This is a genomic window from Methylobacterium sp. WL7, from assembly GCF_008040085.1.
Lineage (GTDB): Bacteria > Pseudomonadota > Alphaproteobacteria > Rhizobiales > Beijerinckiaceae > Methylobacterium > Methylobacterium mesophilicum.
Genome location: NZ_VRVG01000001.1, coordinates 30,800 through 48,131, shown reverse-complemented (window position 1 = coordinate 48,131; position 17,332 = coordinate 30,800). Strand labels below are relative to the sequence as shown.

Genomic DNA, 17,332 nt, shown 5'->3' with positions numbered 1-17,332 from the left:
CGTCCTCACGATATTGTTCGGGACGCTGCGCCGATCAGGCGAACATCATCTCGGCTTTGCCGAGCGCCTCGGCAAGGGCATCGATCTCGGCCGGCGTGGTGTAAAGCCCGAACGAGGCCCGGCAGGTCGAGGTGACGCCGAAGCGCGTGAGAAGCGGCATGGCGCAATGCGTGCCGGCGCGCACCGCGACGCCCTGTCGATCGATCACTGTCGCGATGTCGTGCGCGTGGGCGCCCTTCATCTCGAAGCTGACCACGCCGCCCTTGCCCTTGGCGGTGCCGATGATCCGCAGCGCGTTCATGGCGCCGAGCCGCTCGTGGGCGTAACGAGTCAGCATCGCCTCGTGCGCCGCGATGTTCTCCCGGCCCAGGCCCAGCATGTATTCCAGCGCCGCCCCGAGCCCGACCGCCTCGACGATGGCCGGGGTTCCGGCCTCGAAGCGATGCGGCGGGTCGTTGTACGTGACCGTATCCTGGCTGACGGTCCGGATCATCTCGCCGCCGCCCTGGTACGGGGGCAGGCGCTCCAGCCATTCCTTCTTGCCGTAGAGCACGCCGATGCCGGTCGGACCGTAGACCTTGTGGCCGGTGAAGATGAAGAAGTCGCAATTCAGCGCCCGCACGTCGATCGGCTGGTGGACGGCGCTTTGCGCCCCGTCGAGCAGAACCGGAACGCCGTGCGCGTGCGCGATGCGGACGATTTCCTCCGCGGGTGTCACTGTGCCCAGCACGTTCGACATCTGGGTGATCGCCACCATCTTGGTGCGCGGCGTGAACAGTTTTTCGTACTCATCGACCAGGAAGTTTCCGTCCTCGTCCACCGGCGCCCACTTGATCACGGCCCCGCGCCGCTCGCGCAGGAAGTGCCAGGGCACGATGTTGGAGTGGTGCTCCATGATCGACAGGATGATCTCGTCACCCTCGCCGATCAGCCCGGCCCAGCCCATGCTCGACGCCACGAGGTTGTAGGCCTCGGTGGCGTTGCGGGTGAAGATGATCTCGTCGGTGGAGGCGGCGTTGAGGAACTGGCGCGTGGTCTCCCGGGCGCCCTCGAACCCTTCCGTGGCGGCGTTCGCCATGAAGTGCAGGCCGCGGTGAACGTTGGCGTAGCCGGTCTCCATGCAGGAGACCATCGCGTCGATCACCTGTCTGGGCTTCTGGGCCGAGGCCGCGTTGTCGAGATAGACCAGCGGCTTGCCGTAAACTGTCTGCGACAGGATTGGGAAGTCCTTGCGGACAGCCTCGACGTCGTAGCCGGTGGTGCGGACGGGTGCGTTCATGGTCGCGACCTTCTGGGACCTCAAGTCCGTCCCATGGGCCACCTCGATCCGAGGTGCCGAAGCGAAGCGAAGGTCTCGAAGGAGGCCTCCGAAAAGAGCGTCGCGACCCCGATGACCCCGCGAACGGGGCTCGGGATTCGCGAAGGCCGGCCGATCCTGCAGGAGGATCGGCCGAACGATCAAGCGCGTGCCGCAAGCCAGGCCTCGATCTCGCCGATCAGCGCCGCGCGGGCGCCCTCATGCGTGACCGATTCGATCGCCTCGCCGACGAAGGCCTGGACCAGCAGGCTCTCGGCCACCGCACGCGGCAGGCCACGGGCCATCAGGTAGAACAGCAGGTCTTCGTCCGGAGCGCCGCAGGTGGCACCATGGCCGCAGGCGACGTCGTCGGCGAAGATCTCCAGCTCCGGCTTGTTCATCATCTGCCCCTCGTCGTTGAGGAGCAGACAATCCGACTTCATCTTGCCGTCGGTCTGCTGTGCGGCCTGCCGGACGATGATCTTGCCCTGGAACACCCCGGTGGCGTTCCCGTCGATCACCGTCTTGAACATCTCGCGGCCGATGCCGCCCGCGGCCGCATGGTCGGCCAGCAGGGTCGAGTCCGCCAGCTGCCCGTCGCCCAGCATCGCCGCGCCGTTGACCACGGCGTTCACGTTCTCACCGGCAACGTGCATGTAGATCTGGTGACGCGACAGGACGGCGCCGGTGACCAGGTTGACCGTCTCCAGCCGGGACTCGTCGTCCAGGCGCACGCTGATCGTCGAGAGCGCGATGGCGGCGTTGCCCTCCCGGTTGAGCCGGGCATGACGGAAGATGGCCTGCTTCCCGACCCGCACGTCGAGTGCATCGTTCGGCTGGTAGGTCAGGCCGTCCGGACCCTCGTGGCTCTCCAGCACGGTGATCTCCGCGCCGTCGCCGACCTCGACCAGGACCCGCGTCGCCGTGGAGAAACCCTCGGACCCGCTGCCGAAGAAGCGCAGGTGCAGGGCGCGTTCGATCTTGGTGCCGGGAGCGACCGAGATCAGCGCGCCGTCGGCCAGGAAGGCGGTGTTGAGCTGGTAGATCGGGTTCTCGCGTGCCTGCTCCACCGGCGCGAGCAGCCGGAGGCGGGTGTCGCTCTTGCCCATCGCATCGTTGAGCGGCGTCACTGTGAGGCCGGACGGCAGCCCGTCGAGGTCCGACAGCGAACGGACGAGATGGCCGTTGACGAAGGTCAAATGCGCCGCGTCGATGCCGGCGAAGCCCTTCGCGGATGCGGCTGCCGCCTGGGCGGCCTCCGCAGACGGCGCCTCGGCCGGCGGCACGGCCTCCTTCATGACGGCGCGCAGGTCGGTGTACTTGAACGCCTCGACCCGCCGGCTGGGCAGTCCGGCGGCCTCGAAGAAGCGGAACGCCTCCTCGCGGGCGATCGCCTCTTCCGAGGCGAAGCCCTTGCGTGCGGCCTCGAACAGGCTCGACAGCCCGGTCTCGGCGCTGGTGCGCAGGTTCTGGATCTCGGCCATGGACTTACGCGGCCTCGTTCGTGCGGTACTCGGCGTAGCCCGACGCCTCGAGTTCGAGGGCCAGCTCCTTGCCGCCGGTCTTCACGATCAGGCCCTTCGACATGACGTGCACGGTGTCGGGCACGATGTGGTTGAGCAGGCGCTGGTAGTGGGTGATCACCAGGAACGAGCGGCCCTGGGCCCGAAGCGCGTTGACGCCCTCGGAGACGATGCGCAGGGCGTCGATGTCGAGGCCCGAATCGGTCTCGTCGAGGACGCAGAACTTCGGCTCCAGCAGCGCCATCTGGAGGATCTCCATGCGCTTCTTCTCGCCGCCGGAGAAACCGACGTTGAGGGCACGCTTGAGCATCTCCTTGTTGATCTCGAGCTTATCGGCGGCGGCGTTGACCTTGCGGATGAAGTCCGGCGTCGAGATCTCACCCTCACCGCGGGCGCGGCGCTGGGCGTTGAGGCAAGCCTTGAGGAAGGTCATGGTGCCGACGCCGGGGATCTCCAGCGGGTACTGGAAGGCCAGGAAGACGCCGGCCGCGGCACGCTCGTCGGCGGCCATCTCCAGCACGTTCTGGCCGTCGAGCAGGATCTCGCCGTCGAGGACCTCGTAGTCTTCCTTGCCGGCGATGACGTAGGACAGGGTCGACTTGCCCGAACCGTTCGGACCCATGATCGCCGCGACCTCGCCGTCGTTCACGGTCAGGTTGAGGCCGTTCAAGATGCGGTTGTCCTCGATCTGCACGACGAGGTTCTTGATTTCCAACATGTTAGTTCAAGTCCTATCGAACGGCGAGCCGGGTTCATGCACCGACCGCGTGCCGTCAGTTCCTTATCGCCGTCACCGAGACGGCCATTTCGAAGGCCTTCAGGTCCGGATGCCGCGCATGAAAGCCTTCACGCAATCCGGTCGGCGACCGCGGGGATGCCGCGATCGCCATGGGTATCGACGCCGGTCGGGACTTAGCCCACGGAGCCTTCGAGGCTGATCGAGATCAGCTTTTGGGCCTCGACGGCGAACTCCATCGGCAACTGCTGCAGCACGTCCCGGACGAAGCCGTTGACGATGAGCGCGGTCGCCTCCTCCTCGGAGAGCCCGCGCTGCAGGCAGTAGAACTTCTGGTCCTCGGAGATCTTCGAGGTGGTCGCCTCGTGCTCGAATACCGCGGACGCGTTCTTCGACTCGATGTAGGGCACGGTGTGTGCCCCGCACTGGTCGCCGATCAGCAGCGAGTCGCAATTGGTGAAGTTGCGAGCGTTCTTGGCCTTCTTGTGGGCCGAGACCAGACCCCGGTAGGTGTTCTGCGAACGCCCGGCGGAGATGCCCTTCGAGATGATCCGGCTGGTGGTGTTCTTGCCGAGGTGGATCATCTTGGTGCCGGAATCGACCTGCTGCATGCCGTTCGACACCGCGATCGAGTAGAACTCGCCGCGGGATTCGTCGCCGCGCAGGATGCAGGACGGGTACTTCCAGGTGATCGCCGAGCCGGTCTCGACCTGGGTCCAGGAGATCTTGGAGCGGTCGCCGCGGCAATCGCCGCGCTTGGTGACGAAGTTGTAGATGCCGCCCTTGCCGTCGTTGTCGCCCGGGTACCAGTTCTGGACCGTCGAATACTTGATCTCGGCGTCGTCCAGGGCGACCAGTTCGACCACCGCGGCGTGGAGCTGGTTGTCGTCGCGCTTCGGGGCGGTGCAGCCCTCGAGATACGAGACGTACGAGCCCTTGTCGGCGATGATCAGCGTACGCTCGAACTGGCCGGTGTCACGCTCATTGATGCGGAAGTAGGTCGACAGCTCCATCGGGCAGCGGACGCCCGGCGGGATGTAGACGAACGAGCCGTCGGAGAAGACCGCCGAATTCAGCGTCGCGAAGAAGTTGTCGGTCGAGGGCACCACCGTGCCCAGGTACTTCTTCACCAGCTCCGGATATTCCTGCACGGCCTCGGAGATCGGCATGAAGATCACGCCGGCCTTCGAGAGTTCCTTCTTGAAGGTCGTGGCCACCGAGACCGAATCGAACACGGCGTCGACCGCGACGCGGCGCTCCGGCGCGATGCCTTCCAGCACCTCGACCTCACGCAGCGGGATGCCGAGCTTTTCGTAGGTCTTCAGGATCTCGGGATCGATCTCGTCGAGCGACATCGCCGCCGGGCGCTTCGGCGCGGCGTAATAATAGATGTCGTTATAATCGACCTTGTCGTACGCGACCCGCGCCCACTCCGGCTCCTTCATGGTGAGCCAGCGGCGATAGGCGTCGAGGCGCCATTCCAGCAGCCACGCCGGCTCGTTCTTCTTGGCCGAGATGAAGCGCACGACGTCCTCGGAGATGCCCTTGGCGGACTTCTCCATCTCGATGGTGGTCTCGAACCCGTACTTGTACTGGTCGAGGTCGATCGAGCGGACCCGGTCGATTGTTTCCTGCACGGCAGGCATTAGCATCTCCTGGCAAGCCCGGTTTCAAGGACCGGGAAGCGTCTTTCGGAAAGCGTGGGACGCGGCTGTTTCAGGCCGCGTACCCTCGCCGCTTATATAGGGGCTGCAAGACCCGTTCGAAGGCGTCGAGAAAGCATGACGCATCCTCGTCCACCGTATTCCAGCCGAGGCTGACGCGCAGTGCGCCCCCGGCAAGCTCGGGCGCCACGCCCATCGCCGACAGCGTCGCCGAACGGGCGACTTTGCCCGACGAGCAGGCCGAGCCTGACGACACCGCCACGCCGGCGAGGTCGAAGGCGATCAGGGCGGCGGGCGCGTCGAGGCCCGGAATCGCGAAGCTCAGGGTGTTGGGCAGGCGCGGCGCACCGGCCGCGAACACTACGGCCTCGGGGGCTCGGACGCGCATGCCAGCCTCGAGCCGATCGCGCAGGCCCGCGAGGCGAACGCCCTCTGCCACGAGGGCTTCGGTCGCGATCCGGGCCGCCTCGCCCATACCAACGATCGCCGGCAGGCACTCGGTTCCGCAGCGCTGGCGCCGCTCCTGCCCGCCGCCACGCAGGAACGCGGCGTCCAAGGCGACATCGTCGGCCAGGATCATCGCGCCGACCCCCTTGGGGGCCGCGAATTTGTGGCCCGACAGCGTGAGCGCGTCGATCCCCAGGGCTGCCATGTCGAGGGCGACCTTGCCGACCGCCTGCACGGCATCCGTGTGGACCAGAGCCCGGCCATGGGCGCGGGCCAGGGCGACGACATCGGACAGGGGCTGGATCGCGCCGGTCTCGTTGTTGGCCGCATGGATCGAGATCAGCACGCTCTCGTCCGCAAGCGCGCCGAGGCGTCTTTCGAGGGCTCGGATATCGATCACGCCGTCCGGTGTGACCGGTAGTTCCTCGACCGCGTCCGCGGGGAAGCGATGGCCTGCGGCGACGCAGGGGTGCTCGGTGGCGGAATGGAGTAGCCGCGTCGGCTTTGGCTGGCCACGCCGGCCGAGCGCGCCGGACAGGACCGCATTCGCGGCCTCCGTCCCGCCGCTGGTGAACACCACCTGCGCCGGGCGGGCGCCCACGAGGGCCGCCACCTGGCCGCGCGCGGCTTCCAGCGCGGCGCGGGCAGCCCGGCCCTCCTGATGGATCGAGGACGGGTTGCCGGGCAGCATCAGCGCGCGCGCCACCGCATCCGCCACGGCGGGGCGGACGGGGGCGGTCGCGTTGTAATCGAGATAGGCGCGGGCCCGGGTCATGCTGATTCCGTCTGGTCCCCTGCATGCGGCGCGTGACAATTCCTTGCCCGCGGACCGGCTCGCCGTGCTAAGGCGCGCCGACAAATGAGATGTCGCCAACCGAATGGCTGGTGCAGAGAACTGGCACCGCGTGCCCGCTCACCTACATTAGAATAGTTCTAATCGCCTAGAACTGTTCTAAGAGCGTTTGTATGGTGTGCGTGCGGCGAGTCAAGGCTGCCTCTTCACTGCCCAAGATCGCGCGGCCGGCGACCGCTGAAACGAGAGTTGAACGATGCCTGAAGTCATCTTCACCGGCCCGGCCGGACGTCTGGAAGGCCGCTATCAGGCCCCCAAGAAGCGCGGCGCGCCGATTGCGATCGTCCTGCACCCGCACCCCCAGTTCGGGGGTACGATGAACAATCAAATTGTGTACAATCTTTTCTACACCTTCGCCAATCGCGGCTTCGCAGCCCTGCGTTTCAATTTTCGCGGGGTCGGCCGCAGCCAGGGCGCGTTCGACCACGGCTCGGGCGAGCTCTCCGACGCGGCCGCGGCCCTCGACTGGGTGCAGTCGGTCAACCCGGAGGCGAAGTCGTGCTGGATCGCCGGCGTGTCGTTCGGCGCCTGGATCGGCATGCAGCTGCTGATGCGGCGTCCCGAGATCGAGGGCTTCATCTCGATCGCCGCGATGGCCAACCGCTTCGACTTCACCTTCCTGGCCCCCTGCCCCTCCTCCGGCCTGTTCGTGCACGGCTCCGAGGATCGCGTCGCACCGGCCCGGGACGTCATGCCGGTGATCGAAAAGGTGAAGGTGCAGAAGGGCGTCATCATCGAGCACCAGATGGTTGAGGGCGCCAACCACTTCTTCGACGGCAAGGTCGACGAGCTGACCCAGACGGTGGACACCTATCTCGACAAGCGCCTGGGCAAGCGCGAGGAGGCCGCCTGACGCCGCAGGTCCCGCGCCTTGACGGGGGCAGGTCCGGGGAATACGGCGCGGGCTTCGAACGTCGCGACTGAACCTTTGCAGGTCTGATGACTGAAAGCTTGTCCGACCAACCCGTGGTGCTGCTGGTGGAAGATGACGGCCTCCTGCTCATGGAGGCGTCCGACACCCTGGCGGATGCCGGCTTCACCGTGCTGGAGGCCAGCCACGCCGACAAGGCGCTGAAGGTCCTGGAAAACCGCGACGATGTCGGCGTCCTGATGACGGATGTCGACATGCCGCAGGGCTCGATGGACGGGTTCGCCCTGGCCCGCCTCGTGGCGCATCGCTGGCCGACCATCCCCGTCCTCGTCGTATCCGGCATGGGCACCCCCGGCCCCAACGACATGCCGGAGGGCGCCCGCTTCATCCCGAAGCCCTACGAGCCCACGACCCTGGTCCGAACCCTGCAGGCCTTCATCCGTCGCGCGGCGTGAAGCCTCCTCCGGCTCGGGCGCGTCGACGATCCGGGCGCCGTACAGCCGACCGAGAGCCATGACGGATACCAGCCGACAGCACCGCTTCGCGACCCGGGCCATCCATGCCGGCGCGGCGCCCGACCCCGCCACCGGCGCGCGGGTCCAGCCGATCTACTTCACCAACGGCTTCGTGTTCGATTCCACCGAGCAGGCGGCGGACATCTTCGCGGGCCGCCGGTCCGGGTTCTCGTATTCGCGGGGGTCGAACCCGACGGTGGCCGCCCTGGAGCGCCGGGTCGCCGACCTGGAGGGTGCCAAGGCCGGCGTCGCGGTCTCCTCCGGGCAGTCGGCGATGATGCTGGTGCTGATGACCCTGATGAAGAGCGGCGACGCCTACGTGGCTTCGCCGCGCCTGTTCGGCGGCTCCCTCGGTCTGATGCGGCGCCTCGACGGCCGCTACGACCTGAAGCCGCGCTTCGCCCGCGGCATGCGGCCGGAGGACTTCGAGGCGGCGATCACGCCGGAATGCCGGGCCATCTTCTGCGAGTCGATCGTGAACCCGTGCGCCTCGGTGGTGGACCTCGACGGGATCGCCGCGGTGGCCCGTCGCCACGGCCTGCCCCTCGTGGTCGACAACACCCTGGCCTCGCCGGCGCTGATCCGGCCGATCGAGCACGGTGCGGATATCGTCTGGCACTCGACCTCGAAGTTTCTGAGCGGTTCGGGCCAGACCATCGGCGGCATGATCTGCGATGCCGGCACCTTCGACTGGACCCGGACCAGCGGCTACAACCTGATCACCGAGCCCTGGCCGGACTACGACGGCCTCGTCCTGACCAAGAGCTTCCCGGAGACGCCGTTCGCGGCGGCCTGCCGGTTCTTCGGCCTGCGTGATCTCGGCCCCGGCCTGTCGCCGATGAACGCGTTCCTGACCCTGATGGGCATCGAGACCCTGCCGCTGCGCATGGAGCGGCACTGCGCCAACGCGCGGGCGGTCGCGGCCTTCCTGAAGGACCACCCGGCGGTGGCCTGGGTGAGCTATCCCGGACTGCCGGGCCAGACCGGAGAGGACCTCGCCCGGCGCTACACCCCGCAGGGACCGGGCTCGATCTTCACCTTTGCGCTGAAGGGCGGCGAGCCGGCGGCCCTGGCGTTCATCGCCGGGCTCGAACTGATCTCGCACCTCGTCAACATCGGCGAGATCAAATCGCTGGCGATCCACCCGTCCTCGACCACGCACCGGCAATTGCCGGAGGGCGAGAAGGCCGCCGCGCAGGTCGGACCCGAGACCGTGCGTCTGTCGATCGGCCTCGAGAACGAGGCCGACCTGATCGCCGACCTGAAGCAGGCGCTCGACAAGCTCGATTGAGGGGATTGATTCTTCTGAACCGACGAGAATGCAGGCCCCTGCCCCGTCAGGGCCACGGTGTTCACACGTCAGCTTGTACAGGCCGCGACCGGCCCCCTCTCCCGTGCGGGAGAGGGCTGGGGTGAGGGATGCGCCCTCTCCGGAAAGACCTGATCCCTCACCCTATCCCTCTCCCGCACGGGAGAGGGGACCTGCGCTCCATCCGGCAATGTGTGAAACCGCGGCCCGCACGGGAGCGGGCGCGAGTGGCGTCCGGTCCTCAACGGCATCTCGGACCTCGGCTCAGCGCCGCCGCTCCAGGATCGATACGTAGTTGGCGACCGCCGCACCGCCCATGTTGAAGATCCCGGCCAGGTTCGCCCCGGGGACCTGCATCTCGCCGGCCTCGCCCATGAGCTGGAGGCAGGCCATCACGTGCATCGAGACGCCCGTGGCGCCGACCGGATGGCCCTTGGACTTCAGCCCGCCGGACGGGTTGATCGGCAGCCGGCCGCCCTTCTCGGTCCACCCTTCGCGGACGACGCGGTAACCCTGGCCGGGCTCGGCCAGCCCCATCGCCTCGTACTCGATGAGTTCTGCGATGGTGAAGCAATCGTGCGTCTCCACGAACGACAGGTCGTCGTTGCCGATCCCGGCCTGCGCGCGCGCCTTCTCCCAGGCAAGCCGGGCGCCCTTGAACGCGGTCGGATCCCGGCGCGACAGGGGGAGGATGTCGTTGACGTGTGCACGGGCGCGGAAGCCGATGGCGCGAGCCAGACCCTCGGCGGTCTCGGCATCCGCCACGACGAGGGCGGCGGCGCCGTCGGAGATCAGCGAGCAGTCGGTGCGCCGCAGCGGCGCCGCCACGTAGGGGTTTTTGTCCGAAACTTTGTTGCAGAACTCGAAGCCCAGGTCTTTCCTGAGCTGCGCGTAGGGGTTGCCCACACCGTTGCGGTGGTTCTTGGCGGCGATCCGGGCCAGTTCCTCGCTGCGGTCGCCGTAGCGCTGGAAGTAGCCGGCCGCGATCCGGCCGAACACGCCCGCGAAGCCGCCCTCGATGTCGGCTTCCTCTTTCCGGTAGGAGGCGCCGAGCAGGATGTCGCCGGTCTCGGCCACGGATTTCGCCGTCATCTTCTCGGCGCCGACCACCAGGGCGATCCGCCCGCGGCCGCTATCGACGAAATCCAGGGCCGCGTAGAGCGCCGCCGAGCCGGTGGCGCAGGCGTTCTCCAGATGCGTCGCCGGTGCGTGGGCGAGGCCCGGCCGATTGAGCGCGACCTGCGATCCCTCGAAACCCTGCTTCGAGAAGCCGGTGTTCATGACGCCGACATAGATCCCGTCGACCTGGGAATCCTCGATCCCGGCATGGGCCAGCGCCTCGCCGGACACCCGCGCGATCAGGCCCTCGACATCCGGCTCCTCGAGCTTGCCGAACGGTGTGTGGGCCCAGCCCACGATGCAGGCGCGCGTCATGCTCTTCGACTCCTCCCGATGCTTCTCCGGACGATGGCCCTGGGGCGCCCGAGGATCAAGCCGCGTGTCAGCCGGGCTCGCCGTCGCCGATCAGGAAGTCGAAGTCGCACCCCTCAGGCGCCTGGGTGACGGTGCGCCGATAGAGCGCCTTGTAGCCGCGCTTGGGTGCCGGCGGCGGTCGATGGTCCGCGAGCCGCCGGGCGATCTCGGCCTCGTCCACCAGCAGGTCGATCCGCTTGTCGCGGATCGACAGGCGGACCCGGTCGCCGTCGCGCACGGCTCCGAGCGGGCCGCCGATGGCCGCCTCCGGGGCGATGTGCAGCACGATCGACCCGAAGGCGGTGCCGGACATCCGCGCGTCCGAGATCCGCACCATGTCCTTCACCCCCGCCCGGGCGAGCTTTTTTGGGATCGGCAGGTAGCCGGCCTCGGGCATGCCGGCGGCGTGCGGCCCGGCATTCTGAAGCACAAGCACGTCGCCCGGCGCCACGTCGAGCTCCGGGTCGTCGATCCGGCGGCTCAGGTCTTCGAGGCCGGTGAACACCACCGCCCGCCCTTCGGATTCGAACAGCTCGGGCGTCGCGGCGGCGCGCTTGAAGATCGCTCCGTCCGGGGCGAGGTTGCCGCTCAGCGCCACCAGGCCGCCCACCGGCGAGACCGGATCGTCGAAAGCCCGGATCACCGCCCGGTCGACCCAGCCGGCCGGCTCGTCCAGACGCTCGGCCAGGGTGCGGCCCTCCACGTCCACGGTGTCGAGGTGCAGGAGCGGGCGCAACTCCCGCAGCAGCGCGCCCATGCCGCCGGCGGCGTGGAAATCCTCCATGTAGCCTTCGCCCACGGGCTTCAGGTCGACCAGCACCGGGGTCTCGTCCGAGATTTCGTTGAAGCGCCCGGACGGGATGCGGATGCCGAGGCGCCCGGCGATGGCCGTGAGGTGCACGATGGCGTTGGTGGAGCCTGACACCGCCATCAGGACGCGGATCGCGTTCTCGACAGATTTCTGCGTGATGACCTGCGCCGGGGTGATCTTGGTCTGGATCAGCCGCACCGCGGCGCGTCCGGTCTCTTCGGCGGCCACCAGCCGGTCCGAATGCACGGCCGGGATCGCGGCGGTCCCGGGCAGCGACATGCCGAGCGCCTCGGCGATGCAGGCCATGGTCGAGGCCGTGCCCATCACCGCGCAGGTGCCGGCCGTGACCGAGAGCCGGCCTTCGACCTCGGCGATCTCCTCCGCATCCACCGTGCCGGCCCGGTACTTGGCCCAGAAGCCCCGGCAATCCGTGCAGGCACCCAGCCGCTGGCCGCGATGGCGGCCGGTGGACATCGGGCCGGTCACGACCTGGATCGCCGGGAGGCCGGCCGAGGCCGCCCCCATGAGCTGGGCCGGCACGGTCTTGTCGCAACCGCCGATCAGGACCACCGCATCCATCGGCTGGGCCTGGATCATCTCCTCGGTGTCCATGGCCATGAGGTTGCGGTACATCATGCTGGTCGGGTTGAGGAAAACCTCTCCGAGCGACACGGTCGGGAACGGCATCGGCAAGGCCCCGGCGGCCAGCACCCCGCGGGAGACAGCCTCCACGAGTTCCGGCATGCCGCGATGGCAATTGTTGAAGCCGGACGGCGTCATGGCGATGCCGACCACCTGCTTGTCGAGGAGCGTGCGCGAGATGCCCATGGACCGGGCGAAGGAGCGGCGCAGGTAGCGGGCGAAATCGCGGTCGCCGTAATTGGTCAGACCCCGGTCGAGGCCGTGGGGTTCGGCGGTGACGGCGTCTTCGCTCATCGCTTCGATTCCTGAGACGGGGTTCTGCTCAGCGCAGGTGAAACGCGATCCAGGCGACCGCGCCGAATACCGCGGCAGTGATCAACCATTGCGCGAATACGCGATAGCGGATTCTCACGCCGCGAAAAGCTCCGGATGGCGGGCGCGCAGCGCCAGGACCAGCGTCAGCGTCTTGAGGTCGGTGAGTTCGGCCCGGTCCGCCATCCCGGCGAGGTCCGCGAGCGGCATTTCCACGATCCGGATGTTCTCGTGCTCGCCCTCGGCACCGCCACCGTCCTCGGCGCGGTCGGCCTTACCGTAGGGGGCGAGGTAGAGATGCAGCTTTTCCGTGGTCAAGCTGGCGCAGGAATAGGTCGCGCCGACGAATTCGAGCGCGTGCAGGCGCAAGCCGACCTCCTCCAAAACCTCCCGGCGACCGTTCTCCTCCGGGCTGCCGTCCTCGATCAGGCCGGCCGGCGCTTCGAGTTGGACCTGCTCGCCGGCCGCGAACAGGGGCGGCACCCGCAACTCCCGCACCAGCGTGGCGACCCGCCGCTCTGGATCGTAGGGCAGGACGCCCACCGAGTTGCCGTGATCCTCGATCTCGCGCTCGACCACGGCACCGTCGGCAAGATGCACCGTCGCGACCCCGAATCGGCTCCAGCCCTCGTGGATGAACCGGACGTCCAGGATCTCGGCTTTCATGACGTATCCCCGCCTGCTGGGCCGCCACGCGGCACAGAAGGCCCTACACCAGGATGGGCAATCCGGTTCCGACCGAGGTGCTGCGCACGCGACGCTCAAGCATGACGGCTTTCGGCCGACACGCGCTCCAGCCGCTCGCGGCTCGACCTCGACTGAGTGCGCTAGCGCTGTCTGCGGAGGAAGATGGTGCCGGAGGAGGGATTTGAACCCCCGACCTTCGCTTTACGAAAGCGCTGCTCTACCACTGAGCTACACCGGCAACCGGCGAGATCGGCGCACCGATCCCGAACCTCTGTCCCGAGCGCCCCGAGGGCGGTTCGAGCCAAGCTCCCGTGACGGTTTGCGCCGTCCCGGACGTGGCAGGCTCATAGCGGTCCGACCGGCGCAAGGCAAGGCCGATGGTCGGATGGATACCCTCAGGCCTGACGATCGGCGGCGAGTTCGTCCAGCAGGAACGCCCGCACATCCCCCCGGTCGATCCCGGGGGCGATGTAGCTCTGGCCGATGCCGCGGGCGAGGATGAAGGTCAGGGCGCCGTCGCGGACCTTCTTGTCCTGGGCCATCGCGTCGAGGATGGCGTCGGCGTCGCCGCATCCGCCCGGGACCGCCTGGAGGCGTGTCGGCAGGCCGGCGAGCGCCAGGTGGTTGGCGACGCGGCCGGCATCCTGCCCGGCGCAGAGCCCGAGCCGGGCCGAGAACCGGAAGGCCAGGGCGAGACCGATCGCGACGCCCTCCCCGTGGACGAGCCGGGCCGACTCGTAGCCGGTGAGCCGCTCCAGGGCGTGCCCGAACGTGTGCCCGAGGTTGAGCAGCGCGCGCTCGCCGTCCTCCCGCTCGTCCCGGGTCACCACGCCGGCCTTGGCCCGGCAGCACGCGGCGACGGCCTCGTCACGCTCGGGACCGCCCGAGAAGATCCCGCGCCAGTTGGCCTCGCACCAGTCGAAGAAGCCGGCATCGGCGATCAGCCCGTATTTGGCGACCTCGGCGTAGCCGGCGCGCATCTCGCGCTCGGACAGGGTGTCGAGCGCCGCCGTGTCGGCTAGAACCAGGCGCGGCTGATGGAAGGCGCCGATCAGGTTCTTGCCGAGCGGCGCGTTGATCCCGGTCTTTCCGCCCACCGAGGAATCGACCTGGGCGAGCAGGCTGGTCGGGACCTGCACGAAGCGTACGCCCCGGCGCAGGGTGGCAGCCGCGAAACCGGCGAGATCCCCGACCACGCCGCCCCCGAGGGCGACCACGAGATCGCCGCGTTCGACCTTCAGCGCCAGCAGGCCGTCGCAGACTTGCGCGTAGCCCGCGTAGGATTTCGAGCTTTCGCCGGGCGCCACCGTGACGAAACCGGCGTTCAGGCCCGCCCGCTCCAGGCTGTCGCGCAGCCGCTCGCCATAGAGCGCCCCGACATTCTCGTCGGTGACGATCGCCGCCCGCCGGCCCCCGAGGGCCGCCACCTGCGCGCCGGCCGTCTCGATCAGGCCACGCCCGATCAGGATGTCGTAGTCGCGCCCGGCATCGAGGGGCACGTGGACCGTCAGGGGAACCGGTTGGGTCGATGGCTCGGTCACGGACAGGCTCGCTTGGGCGTCACTGGGCGGCGATGGGGCGCGGGGCGGCGGCATTCATGTGGGCGTCCAGCGCCTCCAGCACGTCCTGGACGACCCGGTCGTGCGACACCTCCCGGGAGATCACCACCACGTCGGCGGCCGCGTAGACCGGGTGGCGGACTGCCATCAGGTCGCGCATCGTCGCCTCGGGATCGTCGGTGTGGAGCAGGGGCCTGTTGCCGCGCTTGCGCACCCGCCGCATCAGCACGTCGAGATCGGCCTTCAACCAGACCGAGATGGCGGATTCCCGGATGCGCACCCGCGTCGCCTCGCGCAGGTAGGCGCCGCCGCCGGTGGCCAGCACGAGGGGGCCGGCGCGTAGCAGGCGCGAGATCACGCGCTCTTCGCCGTCGCGGAAGCTCGGCTCGCCGTAGATCGCGAAGATATCGGGGATGGTCAGGCCGGCCGCAGCCTCGATCTCGCTGTCGGCATCCTTGAAGATCAGCCCGAGCCGGCTGGCGAGGCGCCGGCCGACCGTGCTCTTGCCCGCCCCCATCAAGCCGACGAGCACGATCGAGCGCAGGCCCAGCGCCCGGCGCAGGCGCGCCTCGATCGGTTCACCGACGTCTTCTTCGCTCATCGACGGCAGCATCGCATGGTCGTGGCGTCTCCGGCTCCCTGACGCCGCCCCGTGCGCGCCTCGCTGGGGGGCTTCCAATCCTGTGCCAGGCTCTTAGCGCGATTCAAGCGGCCTGCGAAACGCATCGCTGTGTCCTTACAGGCCTTGTCAGCGCCGTGATCGCATGATGGAAACCGAGCCTTCGCGACATTTCGGGGGAGATTTCCGCGCGCTCCCTCCCCGCCGACTGCGCTCGTCTGCCCGAGGTTCGACCGACGTGCCGACCCTGTTCCGTTTCTTCGCTACCCTCGCGATCCTGGCCGGCCTCGTCTTCGCGGCGATGTTCGCGCTGGCGAACTTCGTGGTGCCGACCCCCCGGGAGATGACCGTGACCATCCCGGCCTCGAAGCTCCAACCGGGCAGCCGTTGAGCGCGGCGGTCGCCGGCGGCGCGGCTCCGCCTCCGTCCCCGGAGGTCGCCGCCTATCTCGACATGCTGGCCGCCGAGCGCGGTGCCGGCGCCAACACGCTGGCCGCCTACCGGCGCGACCTCGACGACTACCTCGCCTATCTCAAGCGCGCGGGGATCCCGCTCGAAGAGGCCGACACCCACAGCCTCCGGGCCTTCGTGGCCGACCTGGAGACACGGGGGTTGATGGCGTCGTCGGCGGCGCGGCGCCTGTCGTGCGTGCGCGGCTTCCACAAGTTTCTCTACGCTGAGGGATACGCCGAAGCCGATCCGAGCGTCGCGGTTTCGGGACCGCGCCGGGGCCGCACGCTGCCGAAGGTGCTGTCGATCGCCGAGGTGGACGGCCTGCTGGCCACCGCCCATGCGGCGGCCTCCGCCGACGAGCAGCCCGGTCCGGCGCGCCGGGCCCGCCGGATGGTTTGCCTGCTCGAGCTTCTCTATGCGACGGGCCTGCGCGTCTCGGAACTCGTCGCCCTCCCGCGCACCGCGGGCGCCACCCGTGAGCGCTACCTGTTCATCAAGGGCAAGGGCGGCCGAGAGCGGCTCGTCCCGCTGACCGAGGCGTCCAGGGCCGCGATGACCGCCCACCTCGCCGCGGTGCCGGAGGAGTCCCCGTGGCTGTTTCCCGCCGACAGCGACAGCGGCCACCTCACCCGGCAGGCCTTCGCCCGGGACCTCAAGGCCGTGGCGCTGGCGGCGGGCTTGCGCCCAGACCGCGTCAGCCCGCACGTCCTGCGCCACGCCTTCGCCAGTCATCTGCTGCAGAACGGGGCCGATCTGCGCATCGTCCAGGAGTTGCTCGGTCACGCCGATATCTCGACGACGCAGATCTACACGCATGTCCTCGATGAACGCCTGAAAGCGATGGTACGAGATCTGCACCCATTGATGGATGGCTGAACGTCGCAGAGGATCTGTGGCACGTCCGCGGTCCACGAGAATTGTACAGGTTTGACGAACTGACTAAGAGTGCCCTTCGGCATACCGGTACGATAGGCCGCCTTTACCAGAGAGAGTGCATCCCATGTCAGGCCCGACTGCTCCGCAGAGCGGCGCTGCGCCAACCACCAAGGCGGGTCAGGCGCCCGCCGATCAGCTATCGCAGCGGGACCGGCAGCGCCTCGACAACCAATTGTGCTTCGCGGTGTACGCCGCCGCGCACGCCTTCGGCCGTGCCTATCGCAACCTCCTCGGCCAGCACGAGCTGACCTACCCGCAATATCTCGTCCTGCTGGTCTTGTGGGAAGAGGACGGCCTGTCGGTCAAGGAGATCGGAAACCGCCTGTTCCTCGATTCCGGGACCCTGACGCCCCTGCTCAAGCGCCTGGAAGCCTCCGGACGGGTGCGGCGCGCCCGCGACCGGGCCGACGAGCGGCAGGTCAGCATCTTCCTCACGCCCGCCGGAGCCAAGCTGCGCGACGTGCTCGCCTGCCTCCCCGACGAGGCGGGCGACAGGACCGGCCTGAACGTGCAGGGCCGGAAGGATCTGCTGAACGATCTGGTGACCCTGCGGCTCGGGCTTCAAGCCGGGCTGATCCCGGAATAGCACTCCGTCTCGAGCCTCGATCCGCTCATCGGGCGGTCC

The 17,332-nt window shown here is 68.4% G+C and carries 16 protein-coding genes and 1 tRNA gene; 6 read left to right on the top strand and 11 right to left on the bottom strand.

Features of this window, described 5'->3' with window-relative positions:
* Positions 1-34: 34 nt before the first annotated feature.
* The 5 genes from FV233_RS00270 to FV233_RS00250 form a co-directional block, all read right to left on the bottom strand.
* Positions 35-1,279, bottom strand: a complete 1,245-nt coding sequence (locus FV233_RS00270; protein WP_147896280.1) for a cysteine desulfurase — start codon at positions 1,277-1,279, stop codon at positions 35-37.
* A gap of 179 nt (positions 1,280-1,458) precedes the next feature.
* Entirely contained in the window at positions 1,459-2,781 is a 1,323-nt protein-coding gene (locus FV233_RS00265) for a SufD family Fe-S cluster assembly protein (RefSeq protein ID WP_147896279.1), read from the bottom strand.
* 4 nt (positions 2,782-2,785) lie between these two features.
* Positions 2,786-3,538 (bottom strand): Fe-S cluster assembly ATPase SufC, encoded by a 753-nt coding sequence (gene sufC / locus FV233_RS00260; protein ID WP_147852892.1) that lies wholly within the window; start codon positions 3,536-3,538, stop codon positions 2,786-2,788.
* 194 nt (positions 3,539-3,732) lie between these two features.
* Complete coding sequence (gene sufB, locus FV233_RS00255; RefSeq protein ID WP_147852891.1) at positions 3,733-5,202, bottom strand: Fe-S cluster assembly protein SufB; 1,470 nt, start codon at positions 5,200-5,202, stop codon at positions 3,733-3,735.
* A gap of 70 nt (positions 5,203-5,272) precedes the next feature.
* Positions 5,273-6,442, bottom strand: coding sequence for a cysteine desulfurase family protein (locus tag FV233_RS00250; RefSeq protein ID WP_147896278.1), 1,170 nt, complete (start codon positions 6,440-6,442; stop codon positions 5,273-5,275).
* 274 nt (positions 6,443-6,716) lie between these two features.
* Between FV233_RS00250 and FV233_RS00245 the strand changes: the two genes are divergently transcribed.
* The 3 genes from FV233_RS00245 to FV233_RS00235 all read left to right on the top strand — a co-directional run bounded on the left by FV233_RS00245 (position 6,717) and on the right by FV233_RS00235 (position 9,197).
* Complete coding sequence (locus tag FV233_RS00245) at positions 6,717-7,373, top strand: alpha/beta hydrolase (protein ID WP_092045953.1); 657 nt, start codon at positions 6,717-6,719, stop codon at positions 7,371-7,373.
* A gap of 86 nt (positions 7,374-7,459) precedes the next feature.
* Positions 7,460-7,846 carry a response regulator gene (locus FV233_RS00240; RefSeq protein WP_147852889.1) on the top strand — a complete coding sequence of 129 codons (387 nt, stop codon included), beginning with the start codon at positions 7,460-7,462 and terminating at the stop codon, positions 7,844-7,846.
* A 58-nt stretch (positions 7,847-7,904) separates the two neighbouring features.
* Positions 7,905-9,197 carry an aminotransferase class I/II-fold pyridoxal phosphate-dependent enzyme gene (locus FV233_RS00235; protein ID WP_147852888.1) on the top strand — a complete coding sequence of 431 codons (1,293 nt, stop codon included), beginning with the start codon at positions 7,905-7,907 and terminating at the stop codon, positions 9,195-9,197.
* A gap of 282 nt (positions 9,198-9,479) precedes the next feature.
* On the opposite strand, the gene FV233_RS00225 is transcribed toward FV233_RS00235, so the two are convergent.
* From FV233_RS00225 to FV233_RS00200, 6 genes are all read right to left on the bottom strand, one after another.
* The gene (locus FV233_RS00225; RefSeq protein ID WP_147896276.1) at positions 9,480-10,649 is read right to left on the bottom strand and encodes an acetyl-CoA acetyltransferase; all 1,170 of its coding nucleotides are present in this window, start codon (positions 10,647-10,649) and stop codon (positions 9,480-9,482) included.
* Positions 10,650-10,716: 67 nt separating this feature from the next.
* On the bottom strand, positions 10,717-12,435 hold the full coding sequence (locus FV233_RS00220; RefSeq protein WP_147896275.1) for an IlvD/Edd family dehydratase: 1,719 nt from the start codon (positions 12,433-12,435) through the stop codon (positions 10,717-10,719).
* Between the two features lie 114 nt (positions 12,436-12,549).
* Positions 12,550-13,119 (bottom strand): NUDIX hydrolase, encoded by a 570-nt coding sequence (locus FV233_RS00215; RefSeq protein ID WP_147896274.1) that lies wholly within the window; start codon positions 13,117-13,119, stop codon positions 12,550-12,552.
* A gap of 184 nt (positions 13,120-13,303) precedes the next feature.
* Positions 13,304-13,378 (bottom strand) — tRNA-Thr (locus tag FV233_RS00210).
* Positions 13,379-13,535: 157 nt separating this feature from the next.
* Positions 13,536-14,681 carry a 3-dehydroquinate synthase gene (aroB, locus tag FV233_RS00205; protein ID WP_147896273.1) on the bottom strand — a complete coding sequence of 382 codons (1,146 nt, stop codon included), beginning with the start codon at positions 14,679-14,681 and terminating at the stop codon, positions 13,536-13,538.
* A gap of 19 nt (positions 14,682-14,700) precedes the next feature.
* Positions 14,701-15,300, bottom strand: coding sequence for a shikimate kinase (locus FV233_RS00200; protein WP_238260280.1), 600 nt, complete (start codon positions 15,298-15,300; stop codon positions 14,701-14,703).
* A gap of 256 nt (positions 15,301-15,556) precedes the next feature.
* Between FV233_RS00200 and FV233_RS00195 the strand changes: the two genes are divergently transcribed.
* The 3 genes from FV233_RS00195 to FV233_RS00185 all read left to right on the top strand — a co-directional run bounded on the left by FV233_RS00195 (position 15,557) and on the right by FV233_RS00185 (position 17,293).
* Complete coding sequence (locus tag FV233_RS00195; protein WP_147896272.1) at positions 15,557-15,709, top strand: histidine kinase; 153 nt, start codon at positions 15,557-15,559, stop codon at positions 15,707-15,709.
* Positions 15,706-16,647, top strand: a complete 942-nt coding sequence (locus FV233_RS00190) for a site-specific tyrosine recombinase XerD (protein ID WP_147896271.1) — start codon at positions 15,706-15,708, stop codon at positions 16,645-16,647. The genes FV233_RS00195 and FV233_RS00190 overlap by 4 nt, the downstream gene beginning before the upstream one ends.
* 124 nt (positions 16,648-16,771) lie before the next feature.
* Positions 16,772-17,293, top strand: coding sequence for a MarR family transcriptional regulator (locus FV233_RS00185; RefSeq protein WP_187277583.1), 522 nt, complete (start codon positions 16,772-16,774; stop codon positions 17,291-17,293).
* Positions 17,294-17,332 lie beyond the last annotated feature (39 nt).

Bases quoted from the DNA above. Each gene is read 5' to 3' on its own strand.
- FV233_RS00270 (WP_147896280.1), bottom strand. From the start codon at position 1,279: ATGAACGCACCCGTCCGCACCACCGGCTACGACGTCGAGGCTGTCCGC.
- FV233_RS00265 (WP_147896279.1), bottom strand. From the start codon at position 2,781: ATGGCCGAGATCCAGAACCTGCGCACCAGCGCCGAGACCGGGCTGTCG.
- sufC (WP_147852892.1), bottom strand. From the start codon at position 3,538: ATGTTGGAAATCAAGAACCTCGTCGTGCAGATCGAGGACAACCGCATC.
- sufB (WP_147852891.1), bottom strand. From the start codon at position 5,202: ATGCCTGCCGTGCAGGAAACAATCGACCGGGTCCGCTCGATCGACCTC.
- FV233_RS00250 (WP_147896278.1), bottom strand. From the start codon at position 6,442: ATGACCCGGGCCCGCGCCTATCTCGATTACAACGCGACCGCCCCCGTC.
- FV233_RS00245 (WP_092045953.1), top strand. From the start codon at position 6,717: ATGCCTGAAGTCATCTTCACCGGCCCGGCCGGACGTCTGGAAGGCCGC.
- FV233_RS00240 (WP_147852889.1), top strand. From the start codon at position 7,460: ATGACTGAAAGCTTGTCCGACCAACCCGTGGTGCTGCTGGTGGAAGAT.
- FV233_RS00235 (WP_147852888.1), top strand. From the start codon at position 7,905: ATGACGGATACCAGCCGACAGCACCGCTTCGCGACCCGGGCCATCCAT.
- FV233_RS00225 (WP_147896276.1), bottom strand. From the start codon at position 10,649: ATGACGCGCGCCTGCATCGTGGGCTGGGCCCACACACCGTTCGGCAAG.
- FV233_RS00220 (WP_147896275.1), bottom strand. From the start codon at position 12,435: ATGAGCGAAGACGCCGTCACCGCCGAACCCCACGGCCTCGACCGGGGT.
- FV233_RS00215 (WP_147896274.1), bottom strand. From the start codon at position 13,119: ATGAAAGCCGAGATCCTGGACGTCCGGTTCATCCACGAGGGCTGGAGC.
- FV233_RS00200 (WP_238260280.1), bottom strand. From the start codon at position 15,300: ATGAGCGAAGAAGACGTCGGTGAACCGATCGAGGCGCGCCTGCGCCGG.
- FV233_RS00185 (WP_187277583.1), top strand. From the start codon at position 16,772: ATGTCAGGCCCGACTGCTCCGCAGAGCGGCGCTGCGCCAACCACCAAG.